The sequence below is a fragment of the Listeria grandensis genome, assembly GCF_014322885.1.
In the GTDB taxonomy this organism is placed as follows: Bacteria; Bacillota; Bacilli; order Lactobacillales; family Listeriaceae; genus Listeria_A; species Listeria_A grandensis.
In genome coordinates, this window is record NZ_JAASUG010000002.1 from 1 (window position 1) to 25113 (window position 25113).

The 25113-nt window shown below is 39.3% G+C and carries 22 protein-coding genes and 1 pseudogene; 12 read left to right on the forward strand and 11 right to left on the reverse strand.

All coding sequences use genetic code 11. The features are described from left to right. Positions 1–750: 750 nt before the first annotated feature. Entirely contained in the window at positions 751–1038 is a 288-nt protein-coding gene (locus HCJ54_RS02650; RefSeq protein WP_187136554.1) for a hypothetical protein, read from the reverse strand. A 196-nt stretch (positions 1039–1234) separates the two neighbouring features. Here HCJ54_RS02650 and HCJ54_RS02655 point away from each other — a divergent pair, with 196 nt between their 5' ends. The 7 genes from HCJ54_RS02655 (at position 1235) to HCJ54_RS02685 (ending at position 7902) form a co-directional block, all read left to right on the forward strand. Further along, a complete protein-coding gene (locus tag HCJ54_RS02655) occupies positions 1235–2074 on the forward strand; it encodes a hypothetical protein (RefSeq protein ID WP_187136555.1) in 840 nt (279 codons plus the stop codon). Positions 2075–2096: 22 nt separating this feature from the next. Continuing rightward, positions 2097–2993 carry a UDP-N-acetylmuramate dehydrogenase gene (gene murB / locus HCJ54_RS02660; RefSeq protein WP_187136832.1) on the forward strand — a complete coding sequence of 299 codons (897 nt, stop codon included), beginning with the start codon at positions 2097–2099 and terminating at the stop codon, positions 2991–2993. A gap of 125 nt (positions 2994–3118) precedes the next feature. Then, positions 3119–4159, forward strand: a complete 1041-nt coding sequence (locus HCJ54_RS02665; protein ID WP_187136556.1) for an AI-2E family transporter — start codon at positions 3119–3121, stop codon at positions 4157–4159. A gap of 61 nt (positions 4160–4220) precedes the next feature. Beyond that, positions 4221–5489, forward strand: coding sequence for an alkaline phosphatase family protein (locus HCJ54_RS02670; RefSeq protein ID WP_187136557.1), 1269 nt, complete (start codon positions 4221–4223; stop codon positions 5487–5489). A 19-nt stretch (positions 5490–5508) separates the two neighbouring features. Further along, positions 5509–6762 (forward strand): MFS transporter, encoded by a 1254-nt coding sequence (locus HCJ54_RS02675; RefSeq protein WP_187136558.1) that lies wholly within the window; start codon positions 5509–5511, stop codon positions 6760–6762. 54 nt (positions 6763–6816) lie between these two features. Further along, the gene (locus tag HCJ54_RS02680) at positions 6817–7287 is read left to right on the forward strand and encodes an SRPBCC domain-containing protein (RefSeq protein WP_187136559.1); all 471 of its coding nucleotides are present in this window, start codon (positions 6817–6819) and stop codon (positions 7285–7287) included. A 21-nt stretch (positions 7288–7308) separates the two neighbouring features. Then, positions 7309–7902: a hypothetical protein gene (locus tag HCJ54_RS02685; RefSeq protein WP_149023966.1), complete on the forward strand. Its 594-nt coding sequence runs from the start codon at positions 7309–7311 to the stop codon at positions 7900–7902. A gap of 73 nt (positions 7903–7975) precedes the next feature. Here HCJ54_RS02685 and HCJ54_RS02690 read toward each other — a convergent pair whose 3' ends face one another. Both HCJ54_RS02690 and HCJ54_RS02695 read right to left on the reverse strand, forming a co-directional pair. Next, positions 7976–8194: a helix-turn-helix domain-containing protein gene (locus tag HCJ54_RS02690; RefSeq protein ID WP_036065038.1), complete on the reverse strand. Its 219-nt coding sequence runs from the start codon at positions 8192–8194 to the stop codon at positions 7976–7978. A gap of 9 nt (positions 8195–8203) precedes the next feature. Next, a complete protein-coding gene (locus tag HCJ54_RS02695; protein WP_187136560.1) occupies positions 8204–8686 on the reverse strand; it encodes a DUF2975 domain-containing protein in 483 nt (160 codons plus the stop codon). 152 nt (positions 8687–8838) lie between these two features. Between HCJ54_RS02695 and HCJ54_RS15540 the strand changes: the two genes are divergently transcribed. From HCJ54_RS15540 to HCJ54_RS02715, 5 genes and pseudogenes are all read left to right on the forward strand, one after another. After that, a complete protein-coding gene (locus HCJ54_RS15540; protein ID WP_280527052.1) occupies positions 8839–8967 on the forward strand; it encodes a hypothetical protein in 129 nt (42 codons plus the stop codon). Positions 8968–9426: 459 nt separating this feature from the next. Continuing rightward, positions 9427–9540, forward strand: a pseudogene (locus tag HCJ54_RS15600) (ArsR family transcriptional regulator); the annotation flags it as partial. A 138-nt stretch (positions 9541–9678) separates the two neighbouring features. Beyond that, complete coding sequence (locus tag HCJ54_RS15605; RefSeq protein ID WP_051998410.1) at positions 9679–10089, forward strand: SRPBCC family protein; 411 nt, start codon at positions 9679–9681, stop codon at positions 10087–10089. A gap of 66 nt (positions 10090–10155) precedes the next feature. Further along, positions 10156–13329, forward strand: a complete 3174-nt coding sequence (locus tag HCJ54_RS02710) for an ATP-binding cassette domain-containing protein (RefSeq protein ID WP_187136562.1) — start codon at positions 10156–10158, stop codon at positions 13327–13329. After that, entirely contained in the window at positions 13326–13916 is a 591-nt protein-coding gene (locus HCJ54_RS02715; protein ID WP_187136563.1) for a class I SAM-dependent methyltransferase, read from the forward strand. The genes HCJ54_RS02710 and HCJ54_RS02715 overlap by 4 nt, the downstream gene beginning before the upstream one ends. A 729-nt stretch (positions 13917–14645) precedes the next feature. Here HCJ54_RS02715 and HCJ54_RS02720 read toward each other — a convergent pair. From HCJ54_RS02720 to mutL, 8 genes are all read right to left on the reverse strand, one after another. Next, the gene (locus HCJ54_RS02720; RefSeq protein WP_187136564.1) at positions 14646–14906 is read right to left on the reverse strand and encodes a hypothetical protein; all 261 of its coding nucleotides are present in this window, start codon (positions 14904–14906) and stop codon (positions 14646–14648) included. A 725-nt stretch (positions 14907–15631) separates the two neighbouring features. Then, complete coding sequence (locus HCJ54_RS02725) at positions 15632–16558, reverse strand: ETX/MTX2 family pore-forming toxin (protein WP_187136565.1); 927 nt, start codon at positions 16556–16558, stop codon at positions 15632–15634. Positions 16559–17289: 731 nt separating this feature from the next. After that, on the reverse strand, positions 17290–18174 hold the full coding sequence (locus HCJ54_RS02730; RefSeq protein ID WP_187136566.1) for a polysaccharide deacetylase family protein: 885 nt from the start codon (positions 18172–18174) through the stop codon (positions 17290–17292). A 165-nt stretch (positions 18175–18339) separates the two neighbouring features. Next, positions 18340–19086 carry a pyruvate formate-lyase-activating protein gene (gene pflA, locus HCJ54_RS02735; protein WP_187136567.1) on the reverse strand — a complete coding sequence of 249 codons (747 nt, stop codon included), beginning with the start codon at positions 19084–19086 and terminating at the stop codon, positions 18340–18342. 102 nt (positions 19087–19188) lie between these two features. Beyond that, on the reverse strand, positions 19189–21420 hold the full coding sequence (gene pflB, locus HCJ54_RS02740) for a formate C-acetyltransferase (protein ID WP_187136568.1): 2232 nt from the start codon (positions 21418–21420) through the stop codon (positions 19189–19191). A 399-nt stretch (positions 21421–21819) separates the two neighbouring features. Then, positions 21820–22668: a ribokinase gene (locus HCJ54_RS02745; RefSeq protein WP_187136569.1), complete on the reverse strand. Its 849-nt coding sequence runs from the start codon at positions 22666–22668 to the stop codon at positions 21820–21822. A gap of 12 nt (positions 22669–22680) precedes the next feature. Next, positions 22681–23226, reverse strand: a complete 546-nt coding sequence (locus HCJ54_RS02750) for a glycerol-3-phosphate responsive antiterminator (protein WP_187136570.1) — start codon at positions 23224–23226, stop codon at positions 22681–22683. Positions 23227–23246: 20 nt separating this feature from the next. Further along, complete coding sequence (mutL, locus tag HCJ54_RS02755) at positions 23247–25106, reverse strand: DNA mismatch repair endonuclease MutL (protein WP_187136571.1); 1860 nt, start codon at positions 25104–25106, stop codon at positions 23247–23249. Between the last annotated feature and the right edge of the window lie 7 nt (positions 25107–25113).

Consider the following 25113-nt stretch of genomic DNA (forward strand, 5'->3'; position numbering starts at 1 on the left):
ACAAGTATTAGACGCAGGAAACAATGTCCTAACAACTATTAAAGAAACAGTTAAATAAGTTCTAAATGGAAATAAGGGACTGAGACAAACTCTCATGTCAACTTTCTCTGACACCAATCATAATGAAAAAAAGCTATCGATCTACGACTGTTTTTCTATCATAAATAGAGATAGAGGAATAAGTTGTAGGTCGATAGCTTTTTGAGGTTCTCCAAAACTTCACGAGACAAGCTGAACAGCCATGTTCATTTGCATCATTCATTATGCTTTCAAGCATGTGTATAAAAATAACGATTTTCTATGGACATAATAACTTATCTCTTCACTAATTTGCAAATCAGAATACTATTATAGGCATAAATTTAATACGTTCAAAGAACTACAAGAAGGAATTAATCGGAGTATAGTTATGTAAATCAAAAACTACTAGCTAAAAAGCTAGTAGCCAAACATTATATATTTCCTGTGTCTACTTGGCAGGGAGTGGTTCAGCTTTGGGTAGGGCGAAAAATTTTGCTTTATACAAATCGAGCGAAAGCGTTTGTATTCAGGGAGTTTGGTGGAAACCAAAGAGTTACGTGCACGACTGTACATGATGACTGAAAACAGGAAGGGGGTAGTTTCCCCGATCATGTGAGAAGTTATGCGAAGCGCAGCGTAGAAGAGCCGGAAGTCCGCTAAACTCTCTGAAAGCGAGCGCTTGTCGCTGATTTATCTGGGTTATGTGCCAGACTCTTTTCATCCATTGTTCTAAAAAAGCGTAATAAAATAGATGACAACGTAGATAACACCAATCACAGCAGGAATAATCGAAGCCATCATCAGGAAAATTTGATACATCGGTTTGCGTTTCATCTGCATTCCCTTAATGCTTAAGTAAAACCCGAGACATCCTGCCACAGCCATTAAAACTGCTACAATAAACAGCAGACTTTCCGGCCAGTTGCCGCTGTACATCACGTATAAACATATGTAACCAAACAAGATAAATAAAATATTAACATCGACGAACGCTTTCCATTTTTCATTTTTAGGCATTTTCTGTCCCAACTCCTTACAAGAGCAAGTATAGCTAAAAGGGTGCGGTTATGCAAGCCGCCACTATTGCATTTATATAGACGATAATATAATTATGTAAAGTAAATGAGATTCGTGAAAACTTTCCCCTGACATTTTCACCATTTTCATTTATAATAGAAGATAGAAACAGAAATGCTGAGTGAAGGTGATATGGATGGTAAATAAGAATCCCAAAGTATATAAAAAAATGTTAGAGAGTAATCATGCATTGCCATATAAAGTTCGCGTTGACGGCCAGCTTTTCGAGGTGATTGTCTATTCCATGCTTGGGAAAATTGCAGGCGTTATTGTGGCGGATCCAAATGGGCTCACCGTAGATCTTGAAACAGCGAAGAAAGTCATTATCGAAGTACAGAAATATAGTTTTTACTTTGATTACTTGAAAAAGCGTGCCCAAATTGTGAAAGAGCGTGACAGCATCACTGCAGAACGTATTGAAGGTGTGCAGCGAATTTTGAATGAGAAAGGCTTATTTGGTGAGAAGATGCAGCCTGAGATTGACCAGCTGAATTTGGCGCTTGAAGTTTACAAACAACAGCAGCGTAAACTAGACATTTATCAGGAGGATATCACACTTCTTAATGAAAAGATTGAATCGCAACAGGAAATCCTTGAGGAAGATTGGAATCATGCGGAAGATTTATCACTTGCCTATGCTATTGCGGCTTATGGACAGAGTCTGTATTTAGAAAAAACACGTGAGACGCGTAAAAAAATGCTGAAATGGACGCAACTACATGGCAAAATGCTAGCTCCAGAGCCAAGACGTACCTTGTCTAAGTTGGCTTTTGCTCTGAGTGAAGCTCAAGCAGGCCATATTTTCGATCAGATTATTTCACTGATTCCGATGCTTGAAAATGGGTTGCATTTAAATCGTCATCAGGAAATCCACGCGCGTGTGAAAGAATACGGCAAATTATATGAAGCTTATTGTCGCGTTTACGAGCCACCGATGGACAAAATTCTTCCTTTAATTCGAAATAAGAAAGGTTAGGCGTATGTATACAACTCAAATTATAGAACAATTAAAACAAGAGATTCCCGCACTTATTGTGAAGCAGAAGGAAGATTTAGCGACTTATACATTCACAAAAACAGGTGGGCAGGCTGATATATTCGTGATGCCAACGAGTCATGATTTAGCTACAAAGACGATTACTTTTGCGAATACCAATCAAATTCCACTCACGGTACTTGGAAATGGCTCGAATTTAATTATTAAAGACGGAGGTATCCGAGGCATTGTCATGTATTTGGATGCACTAAACGTGATCAAGCGAGAAGATACAAAGATAATTGCCGGTTGTGGTGCAAAAATTATCGATGTGTCACGCTTTGCTTTGGAGGCTTCGCTGAGCGGGCTTGAGTTTGCTTGCGGTATCCCTGGTTCAGTCGGTGGAGCGCTTTATATGAACGCAGGTGCGTACGGTGGCGAAATCTCAGACGTCCTTACAGAAGCAACTGTCCTCACTAGCACTGGTGAGCTAAAGCACTTGCAAAAAGATCAATTAGAAGCCAGATATCGCAGAAGCTCCATCGCAGATAAACACTATATTGTACTGGAAGCGGTGTTTGAACTAGCGCTCGGTGATAAACAAGTCATCCGTCTGAAAATGGACGAATTGACCGAAGCACGTGAATCCAAACAACCACTTGAATATCCATCGTGCGGCAGTGTTTTCAAACGTCCACCAGATCATTTTGCAGGAAAGCTCATTCAAGAAGCTGGTTTGCAAGGTTATCAAATAGGTGGGGCACAGGTCTCTAGGAAGCATGCCGGTTTCATTGTAAATATTGACAAGGCCACGGCAACCGACTACATGACGCTTATTGAACACGTCCAAAAAACAGTTTTCGAAGCGTCTGGCATCATGCTAGAAACCGAAGTCAAGATTATTGGTGAAGATAAGTAATGAAACAACTCTTTAGAGAGCGTTTAGTGCTTTTTAAGGAGTTGTTTTCTTTGTAGGTTTAGGCATGCACACGCGCGTTTTTTTTGTTACAATGGAAGGAGTCACAGATACTAGGAGGATTTCATTTGGATGCTTTTATAAAACTATTTCAAAATCGTAGCTTCAGGCGCGTACTCGTCTTTATTTTAATCGCGTTTGTGCTGTACTTACTTAGAAGCATGATAGACATTATCTTGCTAACATTCATTTTTTCTTTCCTAATCAACAGGTTGGAGAATTTTATTTTAAAACGCATTTCTATTTATCGAAAAATTATCGTCATTATCTTGTATGCATTTATTGCACTGGGTATTACGTTGCTTATTGTTAAATATATCCCGATGCTAATTGAGCAACTAGATCAACTCATTCAGTCGATCAATAAATTTTACGCAAAACCAGGAAACAACGAAACGGTTAATTATATCATGTCGCTCGCAAAAGAATTCGAAATTACGAAATATGCCAACGACGGTATTCAATTCCTATTCGCTTATTTAGCAAACATCGGTGTGGTGGCGATGAACATTTTTATTGCACTGATTCTAAGCCTGTTCTTCTCTCTTGGAAAAGAACAACTCATCTTGTTTACGAGCAAATTTGGTCAAAGTAAAATTGCCTTCATTTATGATGAAGTGAAATACTTCGGTTCTAAGTTCAATGAAACATTCGGGAAAGTGATTGAGGCACAATTCATGATCGCTCTTGTCAACGGTGTTTTAACGACAATCGCGCTATGGATTATGGGCTTTCCGCAACTATTTTCGCTAGCTATCATGGTATTTTTACTCGGCTTAATCCCAGTCGCTGGGGTTATTATCTCGATGATTCCACTGACGATTATTGCCTACACTATCGGCGGCGTAAACTATGTCTTAATTATTCTTGTTTTGGTCGTGATCATTCATGCATTAGAGTCGTATGTCTTGAATCCAAAACTAATGTCCGCCAAAACAGATTTACCAGTTTTCTACACATTTATCGTCCTTATTTTCTCTGAACATTTCTTCGGAATCTGGGGACTGATCGTAGGAATACCAGTCTTCATGTTCTTCTTGGACGTGTTGGGCGTCATTAACAAAGATGAAGTAATGGTTCATCCAGACAAAAAAACAGAGCACAAGTAAGTCGAAGCTGAGAGGGTTGTTAAGCAATTTTCTCAGTTTTTTTAATGGGAGGAAACGGAGTATGAGTCGCTATTTAGTAATTATTTCATTAGATGCGTTGGGGGCGGCGGATGTCACTGATTTCGTTAATTTGCCAACGCTTGCTTTCTTGAAGTCAAATGGGGCGCATGTGCAGCGCGTGGAAACCATTTATCCATCGCTAACTTATCCAGCACACACAACGATCGTAACGGGGCATTACCCGAAAACACACGGTATTATAAATAATACGAAAATCCAGCCTGAAAAAGGATCACCAGATTGGTTTTGGTATCGTCAGGCAATCAAGGTGCCGACGCTTTATGATGTGGCAAAAGAAGCTGGACTTACGACAGCGGCTTTTCTTTGGCCAGTGGCTGCGCGAAGTCAGATCGATTATAATATTGCAGAAATTTTTCCGAACCGCTTTTGGCTGAATCAAGTGATGGTCTCCCTCTGGGGCAGTTCTCCAGCATTTTTGATGGACATGAATCATCGGTTTGGAAAACTGCGACGCGGTATTGCACAGCCAGAATTAGATGATTTTTTGATTGCTGCAGTGGAAGATACCCTTTTGCGAAAAAAGCCAAATGTAACGTTGGCGCATTTTGTCGATATGGATAGTATGCGGCACGCGCACGGCGTAAGGTCACAAGAGGCGAGAGATGCACTTATTCGCCATGATGCTAGAATGGCACGGATTATGGAGGCGACGAAACAAGCAGGTACATATGACGATACAACGTTCATCGTACTAGGCGATCATTATCAGATCGATGTCCATTCCGTTATTCGACTCAACGTAGTGTTCGCTACGCAGGGCTGGTTAAATATACAGCATGGTGAGATTACAGAATGGGATGTCTACGCTAAAAGTTGTGATGGTTCTTGCTACATCTATGCAAAAAATGCAGAGCAAGCGCTAGTGATTCGAAGAGCGATCGAGGGCATAGAAGGGATTGAAAAAATCTATACGCAAGAGGAAGCCGAAGCCTTCGGAGCAGACCCCACATGCTTGTTGATGATTGAAGCAAAATCCGGTTATTATTTCAAAGATGAAGGTGTTGGAATGACCGTTCAAGAAGTCGCAGCACAAGACATTGGAAATCCTGATTTCTATCGTGCCGTGCACGGTTATTCACCACGAAAGCCAGATTATGCAACTACGATGATCGCATTCGGTAAGGGGATAAAGAAGGGTGCCGTTGTTCCACAAGCACGACTCATCGATGAAGCGCCAACATTTGCAGCTATTTTAGATTTGGAATTGCGCAACACTGCAGGTTCCGTAATCGAAGGTATTTTTGAATAGGAAAAGGAGATACGTCTAGATGAAACTAACAAAGCAAGAGAAGAGTTGGGTTTTCCAAGATTGGGGTAATTCCGTTTACTCGATTATGATCACGACAGCGATTTTACCGATTTATTTTAAAGGGGTAGCGAGTAACGCGGGAATTGCTGATCATGTTTCGACGGCGTACTGGGGTTATGCTAACTCGCTTGGAACACTATTTATTTCATTGTTAGCACCAATACTCGGAACGATTGCGGATTACCAGTTTTTCAAGAAACGATTTTTTAGTTTATTTACATGGTTGGGTATCGCCTTTACGGTTGCTTTTGTATTCGTACCAAGCGATCAGTGGATGCTACTATTGCTGTTTTATATGCTCTCACTTATTGGTTTTTCCGGTGCGAATATCTTTTATGATGCATTTCTAGTTGATGTGACGACGAACGAGCGCATGGACAAAGTTTCATCATATGGTTATGCATTTGGTTATTTAGGTAGTTGTATTCCGTTTGTGGCGTTTATTATTTGCCAGGCAACAGGGATTTTGCCGGTTAGCCAGACGACGTTGCTCAATGGTGCTTTCTTATTAACCGCGGTTTGGTGGGCTGTGTTTACGATTCCATTATGGCGAAATGTGCACCAAGTTTATTATATTCCACATGACAAAAAACCAGTGAGGAGTAGCTTTATCCGACTTGGATCAACACTTAAAAATATAAAACAGTATCGGAATATTGTTTTATTTCTAGTCGCGTACTTTTTTTATATTGATGGTGTCGATACGATTTTCCGGATGGCATCTGCTTACGGTATTGATTTAGGCATTTCAGACACAACACTTATTATTGTGTTGCTCGTCACGCAAATTGTTGCATTTCCATTCACGATTATTTACGGGCAGTTAGCCAAGCGATTTGGTGGAAAGGCATTGATTCTTGTCGCGATTTCGGTGTACATTATTATTTGTGTCTATGCTATTTTTATGAAGACGGTGACAGACTTCTGGATTTTAGCCATGTTAGTAGGTACTTCGCAAGGTGGGATTCAGGCGCTTAGCCGTTCCTACTATGGGAAAATCATACCCAAATCGCGATCCAATGAATTTTATGGCTTCTACAATATTTTCGGCAAATTTTCAGCGATTATGGGACCAGCTTTGATGGGAGTTATCGCCCAAGTCACAGGCCACACACAATACGGCGTCGCAAGCCTCGTCGTTTTATTTTTAATAGGTGGTGTGTTATTGTTATTTGTAAAGAACGAAAAGGTGAAACGGCCGGTTCAGCTCTGACAAAAAACTGGAGCGGCAGCTTGTTCTAGATGTAACATGTTAGGAGATGAAAAAATGAAGGAAAATTATCAAAAAATAACAGAAGATACTGGTGTTATGACATTCGAACTGGAATTAAATAGCGAGCTGTCAAAAGTATGGGAACTTATCGCCACCACAAAGGGATTCGCCCAATGGTTTCCAGAATTAAGTATTGGTGAATCTGGCGTGGATGGTCTTATTCTTTTTGATTTCGGAAATGGGGAATACGAAGAGATGACCATTACGGCCTATGAGCCCAAATCTGTCTTGCAATACACCTGGGATAAGAACATGGTTCGGTTCGAGCTTTTACAACAAGGAACAGGGACGATACTGCGATTCACAGAAGATATCGTGGAGCTGACAACGCACACACCTCGTGATATTGCTGGTTGGTACATGTGTTTGCAGAAAATCCGCGGTATTTTAGAAAATGAAAATGTTTCATTCACAAAAGAAGAATTTTTAGCATTATTTGATAAATACCAAGCACTGATGAGCTAACCACAGCATGAAAGGAAGAAAATGATGCCGATTATTATTATTATTTTAGTATTAGGTTACTTTATTTATCAACAATTTGAATACGAAAAAATCCGCCGAATCACCTATGTTGCGATTCCTATTTTTGCGATTTACCAAATTACACAAACATTGCCAGATATGAAAAGTGGTACACCAATTTTTGTCGTGGTGCTCGTTTTCATTTTAGGTGCTGCCATTGGTTTGTTTCAAGCAAGTGCTGCTAAAGTGAAGGAATCAAAAACGCAGATCGGCTTTACTCAGGTGGCAGGAAAAGAATTACCTGTCTACAAAAAAGAAGTGTTAGTAAAGGGCGGCATGCGATATTTGCTAGGCTGGGTGGGCATTATTTTAGCGAAATTTCTACTTGCATTCTTGCTCCACCTCAATATACATGAAAGTATGGTGGATGCCTTCGTACATGATGCGTTAAAAGACATGTTCTTCTTCCTGTCTTTCGCACAAAAAGAAGGGGCAACAGCATGGATGGATTGGACATTAATCGGGATTTCCAGTGCTGTCTATTCATTACGATTGATGCAAAAATACCCACTTGTAAAAGCAAAATTAGGACGCCGCAATAATCACAAAGAATAAATTTTTTAAATACTACATGTTGTATTATGTACGATAGAAAAGGCCCCGCATTTTTGGATGCAGAGCCTTTTTATCACGCTTCGGTATTATCAGGTCTATATTCTAATACATCGCCAGGTTGGCATTCGAGTGCCACGCAAATCGCATCAAGCGTAGATAACCGCACCGCTTTTGCCTTCCCATTTTTCAGTATTGAAAGATTTGCCATCGTTATCCCAACTCTTTCGGAGAGCTCCGTGACACTCATTTTCCGTTTAGCCAACATTACATCAATATTAATTATAATTGCCATATCATCACCTCAGACCGTCAAGTCATTTTCTGATTTTATATCGATCGCTTCTTGTAAAAGTCTCTGAAGAAGCGCAGCAAATGTCGCGATAATGATAGACGCAAACATAATGATCAACGCGATAAGCAGAATTCCTGGCGCATCATCTTTTTGTGCTAAGTAGTAAAAGAGTGGCGAAGTAACCAAGTACAGTCCACTAATGATTGCCGCACAATATTTAATCCGCTTCAAAGCTGTGACAGATAACATCGAAAATGCTTGCCCTTTATCAATATAAGCTAAAACTTTCCACGCCTGATATAGCGCAATAAAAAATGGAACCGCCGAAATAAACATACTGATCAAAATCGGATATAGAGCGCGATTAAGTGCAGGCGTATCTTCATTCGCATGGATGGCTATCCAAGGTAACCCGACGATACATAGCGTTAGCATTACTATTCCAATCAGAAGAACAACCAGCTTCAAAAATGTTGTTGAGCCTCGTTTCATAAAAAACACCTCATTTATTTACTTTTCATGCTATATTGATTTTAACAAAAAAATTATCGTTTTACAATAAAAATTGATTGTTCAATGCTCACCTTTAGATTTTTAATATCTTTCATAAAGAAAAATGGTATAATAGTAAAAAAGGTATTGTGATGATAGGAGTAGAGATTGATTTTGTAGTCACTGACTCATTGAAAGCGTTACACCTGTATCAGCAAATTTTTGATATAGAAGTTGTCGAGTCTACTAATTTCCCAAGAGGAACGAATGAGGCTGCTTAACATTGCATGGGATGCTAGATAAAATCCAGAATTCCAACTGGTTGCACCAAAAGCGGAGAATCCGACATCTGTTTGGTTCAACGTGACTGTACCAAACATTCAAGAGACTTTTGATAAAGCCGTCCAAGCAGGGTCTAGGATTTTACAAGTACCTACAGAAATGATCGATTTTGGAATTACGAATGCTACACCAGATACATAAAATAGTGAGCCTCGAAGATCGTGTGAAGCTCTTTGAACAAGAAGATCCAGAATTCTGAAAATGAAACGTATCTCCAAAATCGTGTGAACTTGACAAGACACTGTTTGGTGTCGTATAATAAATATGACAATAAAAGGTGTCCTATTTTATTTGAACGAAATCTACCGAAAAAGGAGGGGGTGAATGTTAATAAAAATAGTCAAGTGAGAGATGTTTATGACGCTGTTGCCGATCCAACGAGGCGAAAAATACTTGACATGTTGGCAGATGTTGAAGAGTTACCATTATATGAAATAACGGAACATTTTCAAATGGGGCGCACGGCAGTTTCGAAGCATTTGACAATCCTTAAAGAAGCAAATTTAGTCGTGACTAGGAAGGTGGGCCGAGAAACAAGATATCGGTTGCACGCCGCTCCGCTGAAAGAAATTCAAGATTGGGTTTCTTTTTACGAAGACTTTTGGAAAAAAAGAATGATCAAACTAAATCAATTATTGGAGGAAATAAATATGAAACCAGATGTATCTTTAGATTTTCAATTCACAAATTCCGTTGAACAGGTATGGAATGCTTTAACTGATTCCGCTATGCTTGCTAAATGGATCTGGAATAACGATTTCAAAGCAGAAGTAGGACACAAATTCCAATTCCGTGCAGAGCCTTCTGAGTGGTGGGATGGCATTGTAGATTGCGAAGTACTTACGATCGATGAGCCGAATTCGATCTCTTACACCTGGGCTAGTGCAGGCGAAACGACAACAGTTGTTTGGACTGTCGCAAAAACAGATGACGGTAAAGTGAACTTACGCTTAGATCAATCAGGATTCAGTGAAGAAACTAAAGCACGTGAAGGAGCTATCGAAGGCGCTAAATACGCTTGGACTGAAATGGGTAGCAACTTGGCAAAAGTTTTAGCATAAACAAAAATAGAGTGCAATTCCGTACATAAGAATTGCGCTCTATCTTTATGTAAAGGGGACAACACTATGAAAATAAATCAATTAATAGCAAACAACATCAACAAGCTAGATACCGAACTCCCGACGGATAAATCGCTTGGAATTGCAGGTTTATCAGGATCAGGAAAAACGACATTTTGCCAGACAATCGGTGAAGAATCCAAGAAACGCCTTGTTTCTTTGTTGCCAAAAGCGGAGTATCAATATTTATTTCCTAATGTCATGGAAACAAACTTTAGCGCAATTCAAATGGAGAATATGCCGTTAGTACTTTTTCTTGGGAAATCTTCCATTTCGTCCAATCCTCGTTCGACGATCGGCACGCATACCGTTGTATTTACGGAAATTCGAGAGCGGATGGCAGAAAAATTTGATATGTCACCAGAAGTTTTTTCATTCAATAACGAACTGGGCTGGTGTAAAACATGTAAAGGGCGCGGTTCATCGAAAAATATCGAATGTAAAAAATGCGGCGGGAAGCGATTTAATGAAGAAGTCGAAACGCATAAAATCGAGTTATCGGGTAAACTGTATAGCATTTCGGATATTAATGAATGGAGCATTGAAAAAATCCTTTCTTACAAAGAAGAGCTCCGCCTTAGCGAGCCGAAGCAGCATATTCTTGAAAATATCATCAACATGAATATTGGTTACCTTAGCTTAAACCGTATCATGGGTACGCTATCCGGAGGAGAACTCACGCGACTTTACTTAGCCGAGTTTATGGCCACAAGTGAAAATACGGTTATCATTATCGATGAAATATCAGTAGGGCTGGACCACCACACATTGTTAAAAATATTAGAACAAATCAAACAATTAGGCTTTAAAAATCAAATTTGGCTGATCGATCACTCTGATACAGTGCTTGATATCACGAATGAGCAAGTGTTTTTCGGACCTGGAAGCGGGAAGTACGGCGGGAAAATTGTCGAAGAATCACCACGGCCAAAACCAATCCAGTGGGATCGAAATCCAGCGGCACCAACAGCAAACTACCAATTCAAAGATCTACACTGCCGTAATATTCAAATGGATGAAATCGAGATTCCTCAAAACCGGGTAGTCACGTTCACTGGCGAATCCGGTTGCGGAAAATCAACGCTCGTCAACGAATGTATGGCCAAAGATTTCGTGAAGCGCCATCCTAAAGATAAGCTTGTCTTAGTAGGACAAAACCGTAATCAATCCATCACGAGCAGGTCAACCGTCGCAACTTTTATGGATATTAAAAAGAAACTCACAAAATACAGTGACGATATTGACGACATATTCGAACGTTCGATTGAAGATATCATTGATGAACTACCTAATCAAGATATCGCCCATAAACGCCTCAGCCTACTTATCAAACTTGGGCTCGGATACTTAACGCTCGAAAGACAAACAAAAACCTTGTCAACCGGAGAATTCCAATGCGTTCATTTAGTCTCAGAACTATTTGCAAACACGCGTAATCCGCATACTTTATTCATTTTTGATGAGCCATCGAAAGGTTTATCACAAAACATCTTAAACCAGTTTATCGATAGTATCCGTGACATTTTAGAAGACGAATCCATTTCTATCGTGATGATCGAGCATAACGCTTACATGCTAGATAGCTCCGATTTCATTGTAGATTTTGGTAAAAGACAACTAGAGCCTGTGGAAAAATTAGACGTACTCAGCCACGAAGAATACTATCGCCAAAAAAACGGCGATGACAAAGTAGATCCGTCGCCAATCACATCAAGTCTCAAACACCAGGAAGGGATTCATTACCTAGAAAAAGATCCTATCGCCTATTTCAAAAATGCCGAGAATGTCTATAAAGGGGGTATTTTGAAGAGTCTTTCTTCCATAGCACGCGTCATTTATGGTGAATACAACTCCGAAAAAATTGCACCCGTCATTGCTATCGATCTAGAACGGCATTTATACAGTCAATATAGTTTCCTTTACGAAACAGGTGGTTTAATCAATCAGATCGTAGCATCACACCCAACGAATAAAGATACCAGAAGTTTTGACTTTTATGCACCTGGAAACCATTGTCCATATTGTTCCGGCCGCCGAGTAGCGGAACAATTTGATTTCGACGTAGTCATTCAAGACAAAACTGTACCATTTTGGGACGGTATGCTGTATCCAGACGTTATGGAAGTTTTAAAATATTATCAACATGCTAGACTTCAATTCCTGTTTGATGAGCTTAAAAACGAGCTAGGTCAAGACATTAGCAAGAGTTTCAATGACATGAATGAAGCAGAAAAACATACATTTCTATACGGCTACTGGGAAAAATCATTTTACGATAAAGCGACTAAATCCACGAAAATATGGGAAGGATTCGCTAGCCTAATCAACCGCTACATGTTCGTCTCGAAATCCATCATTAAAGAACAGATGAAGGAAACAAGAAAAATGGTCGAATGCCCCATTTGCGAGGGAACGGTACTTGGCCATCACAAAAAACTGATGTTTAATGGCATCGACATCCGCGACATCATCCAACAACCAGTGGATCAAGTGATACAAACTGTAGGAAACCTTCCAGTACTTGAAAAAATAAAGGCCATTGTTGGCGGTGACATGACATTGACACAAGATATCGATTTACTTCCAAGAGAATCCCAAGTCGCGCTAAAAATGCTAGAACTAGAACAAGCAAGCTTTGTCGGCTACGAAATGGTACTGCAAAACACCTTACCGTTCTGGGAGCTAATCCAAGGAAGTATTGAAACGATCAGCAAGAAAAACCAAGTAACGATTTGCGATTTTGCCAATATCAATGAAACCCGAGAAACAATCATTGATAAATACTTCACAAATGGAAAATATAAAAAACTGACTTACGTTTACGAAGCATTCGGTTATAAAAAAATCGTAACGCACATAAACAAAGTCAAAAAAAGCCATCCATGCCCATTCTGTAAAGGAAAAAAAGTGATTTCTGAAGACGGGCTACATGATGGCGTGTACAAACTATCTATTCCTTGTGTCAGTTGCTACGCGAGTGGAGTCAATGACGAAGGACGCAAACAAGTCATCGAAGGTATCGACGTCCAAACATGGCTAACAGGCAAAGTGAACGATGCCGTAGCAAAAGAAGCACGTACAGAAGCTGTCTCAGGTATCGAGATTTTCAAACGAATTCGCGAGTTAAACAAACAAGAAATGATGGCAGTCTATGAGTGTCTGGAAAGTTCCTCGAAATGAAGGCTCGTTTTTGGGATAGATTAGCTAAAAGTTTCGATAAAGACGCTACCGCAGATCCAATCCTGATGAATTTATTTAAAGACAACGTATCATCTGAATCTGCTGTACTGGAACTTGGCGCTGGCACAGGGTCTTTGGCGTTAAACTTGGCCCAATTTTGTCATTCACTGGAAGCAAGTGATTTTTCAGCAGAAATGATTGCCCGTGCAAAAGAAAAAGAAAAACCAGAAAATCTTAATTTTACTATCCAAGACGCATCTAATTTAAGCTATAAAAATGAGTCATTTGATTTAATCATAGCAATATTTGTTTTGCACGTTGTTCCGGATATGCAAGCTGTCATCGCTGAAGCTAAGCGTGTTCTAAAGCCAGGCGGTAAGCTGATTGCAGAAGTTCCGATCCCTAAAAAACAAGGAATCATTTCTGCGATATTAATAAATGGAGTAATGCGTTTAATGAAATTTCGTCTTTGGACAGCTAAAAAATATGAAACAATGCTGCAAGAACATGGCTTTTCTGTAGAATTAAATCATGATAGAAGTTCAGATGGTAAATCCATTATTTTAATTGCCACTTTAAAGACTTGATAGCATCATATGTGAGTGGATAAAGAAGTAAGGAGAGCGAGCCAATTGCTCCTTACTTCTTTATCGTTTTCTAGTTTACATAATATATATTATAGGAAGTTTCGGTCGAATAATAGAGATAGCACCAAATCGGACATTATGAAAAAGCACGTCTCCCTGATTTTTATGGAGACGTGCTTTTTAGCTCATAAAATTTATGCCATTTAAATTCAAAAGTGACAGTTTTTATGAGAAACACCTGCAGTTATTTCTCCAGTTATAGCATCTATCTGGTCAAAATTACTACCTGTCATATTGAGTATCGATACAAATCCCTTGTGCACTCGATACCCTGTTTGCTAAACATCTGTTTTTCTAATCCATTTAAGTTAAGCAATTTAAGTCAACACAATATCTGTCTCAATTCATACTAGACCAATTCCAACAATAATATATACGATTTTCTAAGATAATTTTTCATGGTCACCTCGCCATATCATTGCTGTAAGTATAACTATTGTCAATATAAATCCTAATGCTAATATACCTATTACTATAACACCTCACGATCACTTATTTGCCAAAATTTATAAATATCACTGACAAATCACTCGTCAAGCGTTTATTGCTTATTTTTGGCTTGTGCTTGGACACTTGCCGCGTTTGGTGCAACATAGGCTTTGAATGTGAACTATCGCCTGGGTTCGTTGTCATTGTGCTCACATTTGTGTTCTTACTGCCACACCATTTTCATACACGGTAATGCTTTCTGTCCCATTCTACTTTCTTTAGAACTGGTTTTGATTTTATTATCTGTCGCAATGAGGTCTGTTCCAGTTGTCGCTGGGCCTTCGTTTCCTTTGCTATCAACAGAAGACGGAATTCATTGGGTGTATTGTATAATTTGAAATCATCGTTGATTGCTGTATTGGCGTATGCTGTTCCTGTGATGTATTCATTTAGTTTTTGTGTCACAAATTGCTTTTTGATTGGTGGTTGGTTTGATGTCATTGCTATTGGGTGTATTACTAATGGTGTTAGTATGATTGTTCCTAAGATGGATGTGATGGCTAAAATACTTACTAATTTTCTTTTTTCATGTGAATTAATAAACCTCATTTCATTTTTTTGATACCCTGGCTAAAAGACCTTTTACACTTAAACTAGGTCTTTCTAATTGCAAGTATAGCAAGCTTTATTGTCAGATTTTATATATATTTCAAACATTTCTATCTGTTTTTATGGCGATTTCATGAACTTTTACCTAAAATCAAAAAGAAAACTAAAAAAATAAGCCAGGTCTCAACTCCTCATCGTTTATCGGAATCGATAAATCAATAACATGTATATCCAAGCCCTCCAGCTTTTCCTGCATCTTGTCGAAAATAGTCGATGTAAGTGGTGTATCATTCGTTTGTGTCAAAGCAATGAATGCATTTGTATTCTTCGGCAAACACGGTGAGTTTTGAGAGCATGCGTTAGAAGACCAGTTAACAATAGGGTTTTAGGATCACGTTTTTTCTTTGTCATCTTACTCGCATCCTTTCCGGTTTTTATTCATTGTACAAAAAAAGAAAACTGCATAAATAATGAACCTAGGATTCATTATTTACACAGTTTATTTTACACTCTCGAATGCTGGGTTTGAATTTCAAACTTAGCATTCGTTTTTATACAGAAATTTTTCGCAAAGATGTCCCATTGACCCCTAATTTTAATATTCGATTGTTCCTATTTCACTCAATAATTGATTTGTCATATTGTTTTATGGTTCTGTTGTTACTCATATCATAAATTACTACATGAAAATCAGTTCCATTTTCAATTGTATACTCGCCGTCACCTTCAAGTGAAAGTGTTGTACGCAACCTTCCATTTTTATATTTTTCTTGAGCATCTTCTAAACTAGTTGAGTTTGATGAATAGTTTACTCCATTTTCTTTAAAATTAGCAGGATTTTTGTAATATGCGTAATCAATCGGATAAGTAATTTTTTCATTTAGATATCCTGTGTGATGTCCCGTAGGAACTCTTCTTACCACTGTAGCATTTATTTCTTCATAATTTCTCCATGTCGAAGCCTTCAATTTAAATTGGCCTGTATATTTAATTCTATTTAAATATACTTTCACTCCATAAGTCTTGTGCGCGGGTACTTTTACTGACTGTGAAGGTGAAGTAATTGTGACTGTCTCTGTTTCTGTATTGGTATCGGTGCTTGATGTATTAACTGTGGCAGAAAGCTCATTAAGTAAAGGAATCTCAACTTTACCCAAACCAAAACTAGCATTTTTTGAGATTGACGTTGACTTTGAATAAGTAACAGATTTGCTAAAAGAAGGCACACTAAACGTTTGTTCTTCATCAGTATTATTAACCAGTCCCTTCTTTGTTTCTCCGAAATAAATTGGCTCTATATCAGTTCTAATAGGCTCGCCATTTTTCGTGCCCGATACATTAAATAAATCAGTATTAAAAGTATTATATTTCAATCTTTTAATATTTCCATGCTCAAGGACATTCTTGTAGTACGTATTTCCAATCCAATCAATTTTTGTTAGTGCAGGTGTCACTTCACTACTTGCACTGGCTGTATTAGAAAATGAAGTTATCCCTATCATATATCCGCAGAAAACAAATAGAAGTATAATTAATTTTTTCATAAAATCCTCCTCTTGAATGTATTTTAGCGATTTATAAATACTAAGTTCAAAATTGTAGAAAGAAAAGTATTGATAACTACTTTAAAAGAGTAACACAGAATTGTTACATTTATATGACGTTTTTGGGTGGATTAATTTTGAAAATAATGGCTATATTCACTTGCACAAATTATCCCATGTATGCTATCCTGAAAAGGAACTTTTACGGGGCACATTGAAAATTTAAGTTTTAAAGCGACGCCCTCATCTAGCCATAGATACTAAAAAACTAAGTGAAAGCGCCGTCAAATTGGTCAAGAAGATCGTGCTATGTATGGTGATTCTCTACCAAATTGCAACCTGACACCTGACGTCCTTAAGCTACTAGATACAGCGTAATCATGTTTAACTTATTATATCACGGCTCCTATAATGGAATTACGGACAGGTTGTTCGTTATATATAGGAGTTTTTTATTATGAAAAATAATCAGGCAACGAAAAAATATGCGAAAGAATATCATGTCAGCGTATCAACCGTTTGTAAATGGGTACAACTAAAGGATTTTAAGCCATTCAACTAAAAAACGATAGAAACGTTGATGTTTAAGCGTTTCTATCGTTTTATTTCTGTCTACCGTACAAGAATCTCAAATTCTAGCTTCTACTCCAATAAGAAGCTTTATATCCTCCTAAATGCCATAAAAAAACATGATTCCCCTTATTTTAAAGGCAAATCATGTTTTTTACAAATCATAAATTAGGGTCTTTGTGAAAATTTTCGTGTAAAGTCTCGTTTTCGTGATATGCTTGGAATACATATCCTTTCTCACGTAACATTTTAATAATTTTCGGTAATGCTTCTAGTGTATTTTTACGTTCATGGAACAGAATAACTAGCGGCTCATTGCTACCAGCATAAGCATTAACTTGTGATAGTACGTTCTGATACACCGCACCAGAGTTACCTGAGCTATAGCGCCAGTCATTACTATCAATATTCCAATCAACCAATCGGAAACCATTCTGTTTCGTTTGTTCAACTTGCTGTTTTGTCAAATACGTACTGCCATAAGGTGCACGTATTAAATTTGTGCGGATGCCACTCAATTCTTCAAATTTATCTCGCTCACGGCTCATTTCACTAATAAATGTAGGATTATTCTTACGATATAGCTGCTTAGCGTCATGTGTATAGCTATGTAAACCAATCACAAATCCACTACTAACCATTCGTTGGAAGGTTGCCTTATCACTATTCGGAAATTCATTTCCCACAAAGAAAAATGAAGAAGGTGCTTTTTCTTTCTCAAGTATCTCTAAAAACTGCTTTAAGTAAGCACTCGGTCCATCATCAAACGTTAAATAAACGACTTTTTTACCTTGCGCTGGACCAGGTGGGTCTTTTGGAGCTGCACTAATTGGTTGTTGCTTCGCTGGCACCTTCCAATGTTGCGCAGAAACGGCTTCTGCTTTTAGCACCAGTAATTCTTTAGATGAGGCGCTTTGTGTAAATAAATTATTGGTGACAACTAACCCCCCAATTGTCAACACAACTGTCGCTGCGATGATAGCGATGAGCCACTTCAACTTTGACGACTGGATGTTTTTTGCTTGCGACCTTCTACTTTGTCTCATTGCTTACTGCCTCCTTTTTATTCCTCTCTATAACAATTTAAACATAATTTTCATGATAATTCAAGCATTATCTGTCTTAAATATCATTTTTCGAAATATAATAGACTTTTTTGTAATTTAAAAGTAATAAAACGACGCAAAATGTTATTTACGCCGCTTTTGTTTTTAATTATATTTTTGAGTTTCTAAAATACGATTTGCCATATCTATCACATCATCTTCAGGGGCTTCAATACCTTCTAATGGATATCTGATTCCAAGGTTCTCCCATTTGTAGACGCCCATCGTATGATAAGGCAGTACCTCTACTCTTTCCACGTTGGGAAGCGCCCTGATGAACGCATGTAATTTAGTTAGATCATCTGGATCATCTGTTTTTGTTGGAATTAATACGTGACGTATCCAAACTGGCTGTTCTTTATCTGCTAAATATTGTGCAAAATCAAGAATTGGAGCATTTGGACGTGTCGTTAATTTCAAATGTTTCGCAGGATCGATCTGTTTAATGTCCAGCAAAATCAAATCTGTTATTTTCATTAAGCGATCTAGCTTTTCGATAAATTCAGGATCTCTTGTAAAGCAACCACCACAAGAATCGATAGTAGTATGGATTCCTGCTTTTTGACAAAGAGTAAAGAGTTCAATTAAGAAGTCTACTTGTAGCAATGGTTCCCCACCGCTGACAGTAATACCTCCGCCTGAAGCATCCATGAAAGCCTTATACTTATAAGCTTCCTCAAAAACATCCTGTGCGGTTCTTTCCTCCCCAATTCCAATCTTCCAAGTATCCGGATTATGACAAAATTGGCAACGCAACAAACAACCTTGCATAAAAACAATAAAACGAATCCCAGGACCGTCAACAGTCCCCATTGTTTCTACGGAATGAACTCGACCAATAACTTCAGACATTGTACTTCTCTTCCTTTCATGATTGACTACCTTACAACAGATAGGGATTGTAACTATCACAATCCCTATTATTATTATTTTCTCGCTTCTCGTTTCGCTACCTTACATAGATTCGTGCATAGTACGATGAATGACATCTAATTGTTGTTCACGCGTCAGTTTAATGAAATTAACAGCGTAACCAGATACACGAATCGTTAATTGCGGATATTCTTCTGGATGATCCATGGCATCAAGCAATGTGTCACGGTTGAAGACGTTGATATTTAAATGATGGCCCATTTTTGTGGAGTAACCATCAAGCATGGCTACTAAGTTATTGATTTGTGATTCATCTTCGCGGCCTAACGCTTTTGGTACAATGGAGAATGTGTTAGAAATTCCATCTTGACCATATTCGTACGGAAGTTTGGCAACCGATGAAAGTGATGCCAGGGCACCTTTTGTATCACGACCGTGCATTGGATTTGCTCCAGGTGCGAAAGGTTCGCCAGCCCGACGTCCATCTGGTGTATTACCAGTTTTCTTACCATATACAACGTTCGATGTAATGGTAAGAACAGATGTTGTATGAACGGAATCGCGGTATGTTTTATGTTTTCTTACTTTCGTCATGAACGCTTTTAGAAGATCCACAGCGATTTGGTCAACACGATCATCGTTGTTTCCGTATTTAGGATAGTCACCGATGATTTCAAAATCAACCGCAATACCATTTTCATCGCGGATTGGTTTTACTTGTGCATATTTGATCGCACTCAAGGAATCGGCTGCAACGGAAAGTCCGGCAATACCTGTAGCCATCGTACGTAACACGTGTGTATCATGTAACGCCATTTCCAAACGTTCGTACGCATATTTATCATGCATGTAATGGATAACGTTTAATGTATTGAGATACAACTCGGCAATCCATTCCATCATTTCATCATATTTCACCATAACTTCTTCGTAATCTAATACTTCGGAAGTAATAGCTTGGAATGCTGGACCAACTTGTGCTTTTGATTTCTCATCTATGCCACCATTAATCGCGTAAAGCAATGTTTTCGCAAGGTTGGCACGCGCGCCAAAGAATTGCATTTGTTTACCAATACGCATTGCGGATACACAGCATGCGATTCCATAGTCGTCACCCCATTTAGGACGCATAACATCGTCGTTTTCATATTGGATAGCACTGGTTTTGATAGACATTTTAGCACAGAATTTCTTGAATCCTGATGGTAATTGTGTCGACCAAAGTACGGTTAAGTTTGGTTCAGGAGCTGGCCCTAAGTTGTTTAGGGTGTGTAAGAAACGGAAAGAGTTTTTCGTTACAAGCGGTAGCCCATCTTCTGAAATACCACCGATGGATTCTGTTACCCATGTTGGGTCTCCAGAGAACAATTCATTGTAGTCTGGTGTACGAGCGAATTTCACAAGACGTAGTTTCATGATAAAGTGATCCACGATTTCTTGTGCTTCCACTTCTGTTAGTGTGCCGTTGCGAAGGTCGCGTTCCACGAAGATATCAAGAAATGTTGATGTACGGCCTAAACTCATAGCAGCACCATTTTGTTCTTTGATTGCTGCAAGATAGCCGAAGTATAACCATTGGAAAGCTTCTTGTGCAGTTGTTGCTGGTTTCGAAATATCAAAACCGTGTTGCGCTCCAAGTTGTTTCAACTCACCCAATGCGCGGATTTGTTCATTTAGTTCCTCGCGTAAACGAATAATATCATCACTCATTGTGCGAAGTCCTGTATTCTTCAGATCTTTCTTCTTGTCTTCAATTAGACGATCTACACCGTATAAAGCGACACGGCGGTAGTCACCGATGATACGTCCGCGTCCGTATGCATCTGGAAGTCCTGTGATGACACCAGATTTACGAGCGGCACGCATTTCGTCATTATAGGCATCAAAAACACCTTGGTTATGCGTTTTGCGCCAATCTCTGAAAATGCTAGAAATCTCTTTGTCGACTTCATAGCCGTATGCTTCACAAGCTAGCTCTGCCATACGGATTCCGCCGAAAGGTTGTAATGAGCGTTTAAACGGTACGTCTGTTTGCACGCCCACCACTGTTTCTAAATCTTTATTTAAGTATCCAGGATTGTGTGAAGTGATCGTTGATACGATTTTTGTATCCATATCTAGCACGCCGCCGTTTTCCCGCTCTTGCTTCGTTAAATCCATAACTTGATCCCATAATTGCGATGTTGCATCTGTAGGACCTACTAGGAAAGTGTCATCACCTTCATACAATCTGTAGTTCTTCATAATAAAGTCTCTTACGTCAATTTCATTTTCCCAGTTACCACCTGTAAATTCAAACCATTGTTCTTTCATCACGGAAACCTCCTACGTTTCATTGTTCATTTATGAGCGTTAAAAATTGAGCAAAGCTACCCAAGTAACTTCTATACTGTTATCATACCACAAATTAAAAATAATGCTACAGTTTTCACATAAAAATTTCATCGTTTTTCCAATATAATAAAGTGCTTTCATTCTTTTTTTAGCGCTAAGTCATTGGTATCAAATGTTTTCTAGATTATCATTATTCTTAAATAAGTTAGAAAATAATTTACGTGCAATACAATAATATTTCTGTACTATTGAGAATCGTTATTTCTGTTATAATACAGATGGATTTCTTCTAATTCTGTATCAAACCGCTAAACATTGGGACACAATGACTTTACATAAACTGTTACAAACGAAGGAAAGCTAACCCCTTTTTCGAGATTAGCTTTCTATATCAGTTAATATCGGCATCCCTGATTGTGCGCCTATTTTTGTTGTACTAATCGCTGCGGCTTTATTTGCGAAACGAACAGCTTCTTGCAATGATTTTCCTGATGTAATCGCAACAGCAAAGGCACCATTGAACGTATCTCCAGCGCCAGTAGAATCTTTTACATCCACCGGAACGGCTGGAATCGTTACTTTTTCATGGGGTAAACAGAGCTGAACGCCCTCTTTTCCCAGCGTTATGAGCAAAGCTTCTGTTTTTCCATGTAGCATATCGTCCGGTAGTTGCTTGGATTCACTTTCATTGGGTGTCAAATACGTGATCTTTCGCAAAAATGATACTGGGAAACGGTCCACAGGTGCGGGATCAAAGATAGTTGGAACATGGTAGCGCGCTGCTATATCGACCACTTTTTCAATGATTGGAAATGGAATCTCATTTTGCAGTAGAACGATTGATGCTTCTGAAATGATCTCTGTTAATGGCAGATCGCTTGGCCAAGCCTGATTAGCGCCAGGAGCAACGATAATCCGATTATCTCCACGCTCCCGCAAAATCATCGCCAGTCCTGTCGTAGCATCGATACTTCGAACATGCGTGACGTCAATGCAAACAGAATTTAAATTAGCCAGCGCATCTGCTCCAAAAGCATCATTTCCAATCATGCCGACCATCATGACATCCCCGCCGAGCTTTGCTGCAGCAACCGCTTGATTGGCGCCCTTACCACCTGGTGATATCACCGCAGCGTTCCCTTTCACCGTCTCGCCTATTTGCGGCATTTCGGATAGCTCTGTAGCGATATCCATATTAATACTCCCAATAACAACAATTTTCCCCATCTTGCTAATCCCTCATTTCCAAAGTGATTTTTGAGATGTCGTGATAGCTGTAGCATTTGCTGCCAAAATTTCATCAATTTGTGTTTGTGTCGTAATTAATCCACCCGCGATAACTGGAATATGAAGTAGTTCCGTCATTTTTTCCACCATCGTTGGCAAAATACCTGGTAATAATTCGATGTAATCTGGTTGGACTTTTTGAACGAGTGCTGTACCTTTTGTAAAAGCGCTCGAATCCAGCATGAAAAGCCTTTGAATCGCGAGTACTTTGTGCTGCTTTGCTTTTACAATAACGTTGCCACGCGTGGAGATAATTCCAGCCGGGCGGACGTCCTGACAGAGAAAATCCACAGCATATTCATCGTTTTTCAAGCCATGAATCAAATCGGCATGCAAAATCACTTTTTTGCCTCCCGAAGCTGCCAATTGGACGAGCGACTTCAGTTGTCCGACTTGTGTTTCTAACATCACCATATATTCTGCATCCAGCTTCAGAATTTTCTCCACATCACGATGATTATGTGCAGCAGGTATAATCGTTTGACCATTAAACGGCATTTTTTTCGCTCCTTTAAAAATTACATGATGCGTTTAAACATTTTTTCGAGTTCGTATGTTGAATACTGGATGATCACAGGTCGGCCATGTGGGCATGTAAAGGGATCACTTGCTTCACGCAAAGTGTCTAGCAATGTCTCCATATCCTCCTGCGTTAAATAATGATTCGCCTTAATCGATTTCTTGCAACTCATCATAATAGCCGCGTCTTCTCGTAGTTTATGAATGCTGATCTGCGGTTTATGGAGCGCCTCGTCTAAAATATCTCGCAACGTACTTTCTTCTTCTCCTTTGGGCAACCAAGTCGGATGCTCTCGGATAATAAAACTATTTTGTCCAAAATTCTCTAAGAAAACACCGACTTCTTCAAGTTTTGCTTTTTGATCGCGTAACTTAATAAATTCATCCGTCGAGAAATCAAGCACGATCGGAACGAGTAATTGTTGCAACTCTCGATCGACTTCTCCAATTTTTTCGCGGTAAAATTCATATTTAATGCGTTCTTGCGCGGCATGCTGATCGATCAGATACATCCCCGTTTCGTTTTGAGCCACGATATAGGTTGCATGAACTTGACCGACAGGATACATTTTTGGCATGCGTTCCTTAGATCTAGCGGGTGATTCATATTTGGTGTGCACGACAGGCTTCGTAACATCATATTCTGCAAACGTTTCATTAATAAAAAGTGGAGGTTCCTCTGGTAGCGCGTCACTTGTTGGTAGCTCTTCGGCTGATTTCGGCGCTGTCGAATATGTCGGTTGATACGCTGACGCCGTTGGTTCAGACATAGTATCAGTATCAGGCGCATCCTCTTGCCTACCGTCAAAATTCATCGCTAATTGCTCGGAAGCAAGTTTTTGTCGTTTCGAAGGGGTGGCATCCGGAATCAGCTGTTCTTTATGAAAAGCCGCTTTCAACGTGCTCGCAATAAATTGACCAAGTTCTGCTTCTTTACTCAAGCGTACTTCTAATTTTGCAGGATGCACATTCACATCCACAATCAGCGGATCCATCTCAATTTGTAATACTAAAATTGGAAAACGTCCAATCGGTAGCAACGTATGATATCCCTCTTGTATGGCGCGAACTAACGCATAGTTTTTAATAAAGCGACCATTCACGATCGTTGAAATATAATTCCGGTTAGAGCGATTCACCTCTGGTAGCGCTGCGTAACCCGTTAATTTGAAATCTAGCGACTCCGCTTGAATTGGAATCATTTTTTTCGCAACGGCCAAACCGTATATTGATGCCATCACTTGCTGTAAATCACCGTTTCCATTCGTTTTCAACAAACTCTTCCCATTATGCGAAAAACGGAAACTGATTTCTGGATGCGACAAGGCTAACCGATTCATAATATCTGTAATATTACCAAGCTCCGTATGCAAACTCTTCAAGTATTTCAACCTGGCCGGTGTATTGAAAAACAGATTCGACACTTGAATTTCTGTACCCTTTCTGGCTTGAGCACTCTGCTTCTCGACTTCCTTACCGCCTTCGACCGTAATCTTCGTCCCAGCACCATCACCGGTCGCCGTCGTCATTTCTAAATACGACACCGAAGCAATACTTGGCAAAGCCTCACCGCGAAAACCGAGCGTGTGTACACGAAACAAATCATGTTCATTCTTAATCTTGCTCGTTGCATGGCGTTTAAAAGCCACGGAAACCTCTTCCGAAGGGATGCCTACACCATTATCAATGATTGTAATCTTGTTTAGCCCACCTTCTTCAACGAGGACATCAATCACAGTGCTTTTCGCATCAATCGCATTTTCGACGAGTTCTTTCACGACAGAAGCTGGGCGTTCCACCACTTCCCCTGCCGCGATTTTATTGGATAGTGCATCGGTTAATTCGATAATTTTAGGCATCCTGATC

What these genes read in the sequence shown, in the direction of transcription:
- mutL (WP_187136571.1), bottom strand. Translation starts at nt 25,106, where the DNA reads ATGCCTAAAATTATCGAATTAACCGATGCACTATCCAATAAAATCGCG.
- pflB (WP_187136568.1), bottom strand. Translation starts at nt 21,420, where the DNA reads ATGAAAGAACAATGGTTTGAATTTACAGGTGGTAACTGGGAAAATGAA.
- HCJ54_RS02650 (WP_187136554.1), bottom strand. Translation starts at nt 1,038, where the DNA reads ATGCCTAAAAATGAAAAATGGAAAGCGTTCGTCGATGTTAATATTTTA.
- HCJ54_RS02670 (WP_187136557.1), top strand. Translation starts at nt 4,221, where the DNA reads ATGAGTCGCTATTTAGTAATTATTTCATTAGATGCGTTGGGGGCGGCG.
- HCJ54_RS02685 (WP_149023966.1), top strand. Translation starts at nt 7,309, where the DNA reads ATGATGCCGATTATTATTATTATTTTAGTATTAGGTTACTTTATTTAT.
- HCJ54_RS15540 (WP_280527052.1), top strand. Translation starts at nt 8,839, where the DNA reads ATGATAGGAGTAGAGATTGATTTTGTAGTCACTGACTCATTGAAAGCG.
- HCJ54_RS02720 (WP_187136564.1), bottom strand. Translation starts at nt 14,906, where the DNA reads ATGACATCAAACCAACCACCAATCAAAAAGCAATTTGTGACACAAAAA.
- HCJ54_RS02695 (WP_187136560.1), bottom strand. Translation starts at nt 8,686, where the DNA reads ATGAAACGAGGCTCAACAACATTTTTGAAGCTGGTTGTTCTTCTGATT.
- HCJ54_RS02710 (WP_187136562.1), top strand. Translation starts at nt 10,156, where the DNA reads ATGAAAATAAATCAATTAATAGCAAACAACATCAACAAGCTAGATACC.
- HCJ54_RS02725 (WP_187136565.1), bottom strand. Translation starts at nt 16,558, where the DNA reads ATGAAAAAATTAATTATACTTCTATTTGTTTTCTGCGGATATATGATA.
- HCJ54_RS02745 (WP_187136569.1), bottom strand. Translation starts at nt 22,668, where the DNA reads ATGGGGAAAATTGTTGTTATTGGGAGTATTAATATGGATATCGCTACA.
- HCJ54_RS02750 (WP_187136570.1), bottom strand. Translation starts at nt 23,226, where the DNA reads ATGCCGTTTAATGGTCAAACGATTATACCTGCTGCACATAATCATCGT.
- HCJ54_RS02730 (WP_187136566.1), bottom strand. Translation starts at nt 18,174, where the DNA reads ATGAGACAAAGTAGAAGGTCGCAAGCAAAAAACATCCAGTCGTCAAAG.
- HCJ54_RS02690 (WP_036065038.1), bottom strand. Translation starts at nt 8,194, where the DNA reads ATGGCAATTATAATTAATATTGATGTAATGTTGGCTAAACGGAAAATG.
- HCJ54_RS15605 (WP_051998410.1), top strand. Translation starts at nt 9,679, where the DNA reads ATGAAACCAGATGTATCTTTAGATTTTCAATTCACAAATTCCGTTGAA.
- HCJ54_RS02655 (WP_187136555.1), top strand. Translation starts at nt 1,235, where the DNA reads ATGGTAAATAAGAATCCCAAAGTATATAAAAAAATGTTAGAGAGTAAT.
- HCJ54_RS02715 (WP_187136563.1), top strand. Translation starts at nt 13,326, where the DNA reads ATGAAGGCTCGTTTTTGGGATAGATTAGCTAAAAGTTTCGATAAAGAC.
- pflA (WP_187136567.1), bottom strand. Translation starts at nt 19,086, where the DNA reads ATGTCTGAAGTTATTGGTCGAGTTCATTCCGTAGAAACAATGGGGACT.
- HCJ54_RS02675 (WP_187136558.1), top strand. Translation starts at nt 5,509, where the DNA reads ATGAAACTAACAAAGCAAGAGAAGAGTTGGGTTTTCCAAGATTGGGGT.
- HCJ54_RS02680 (WP_187136559.1), top strand. Translation starts at nt 6,817, where the DNA reads ATGAAGGAAAATTATCAAAAAATAACAGAAGATACTGGTGTTATGACA.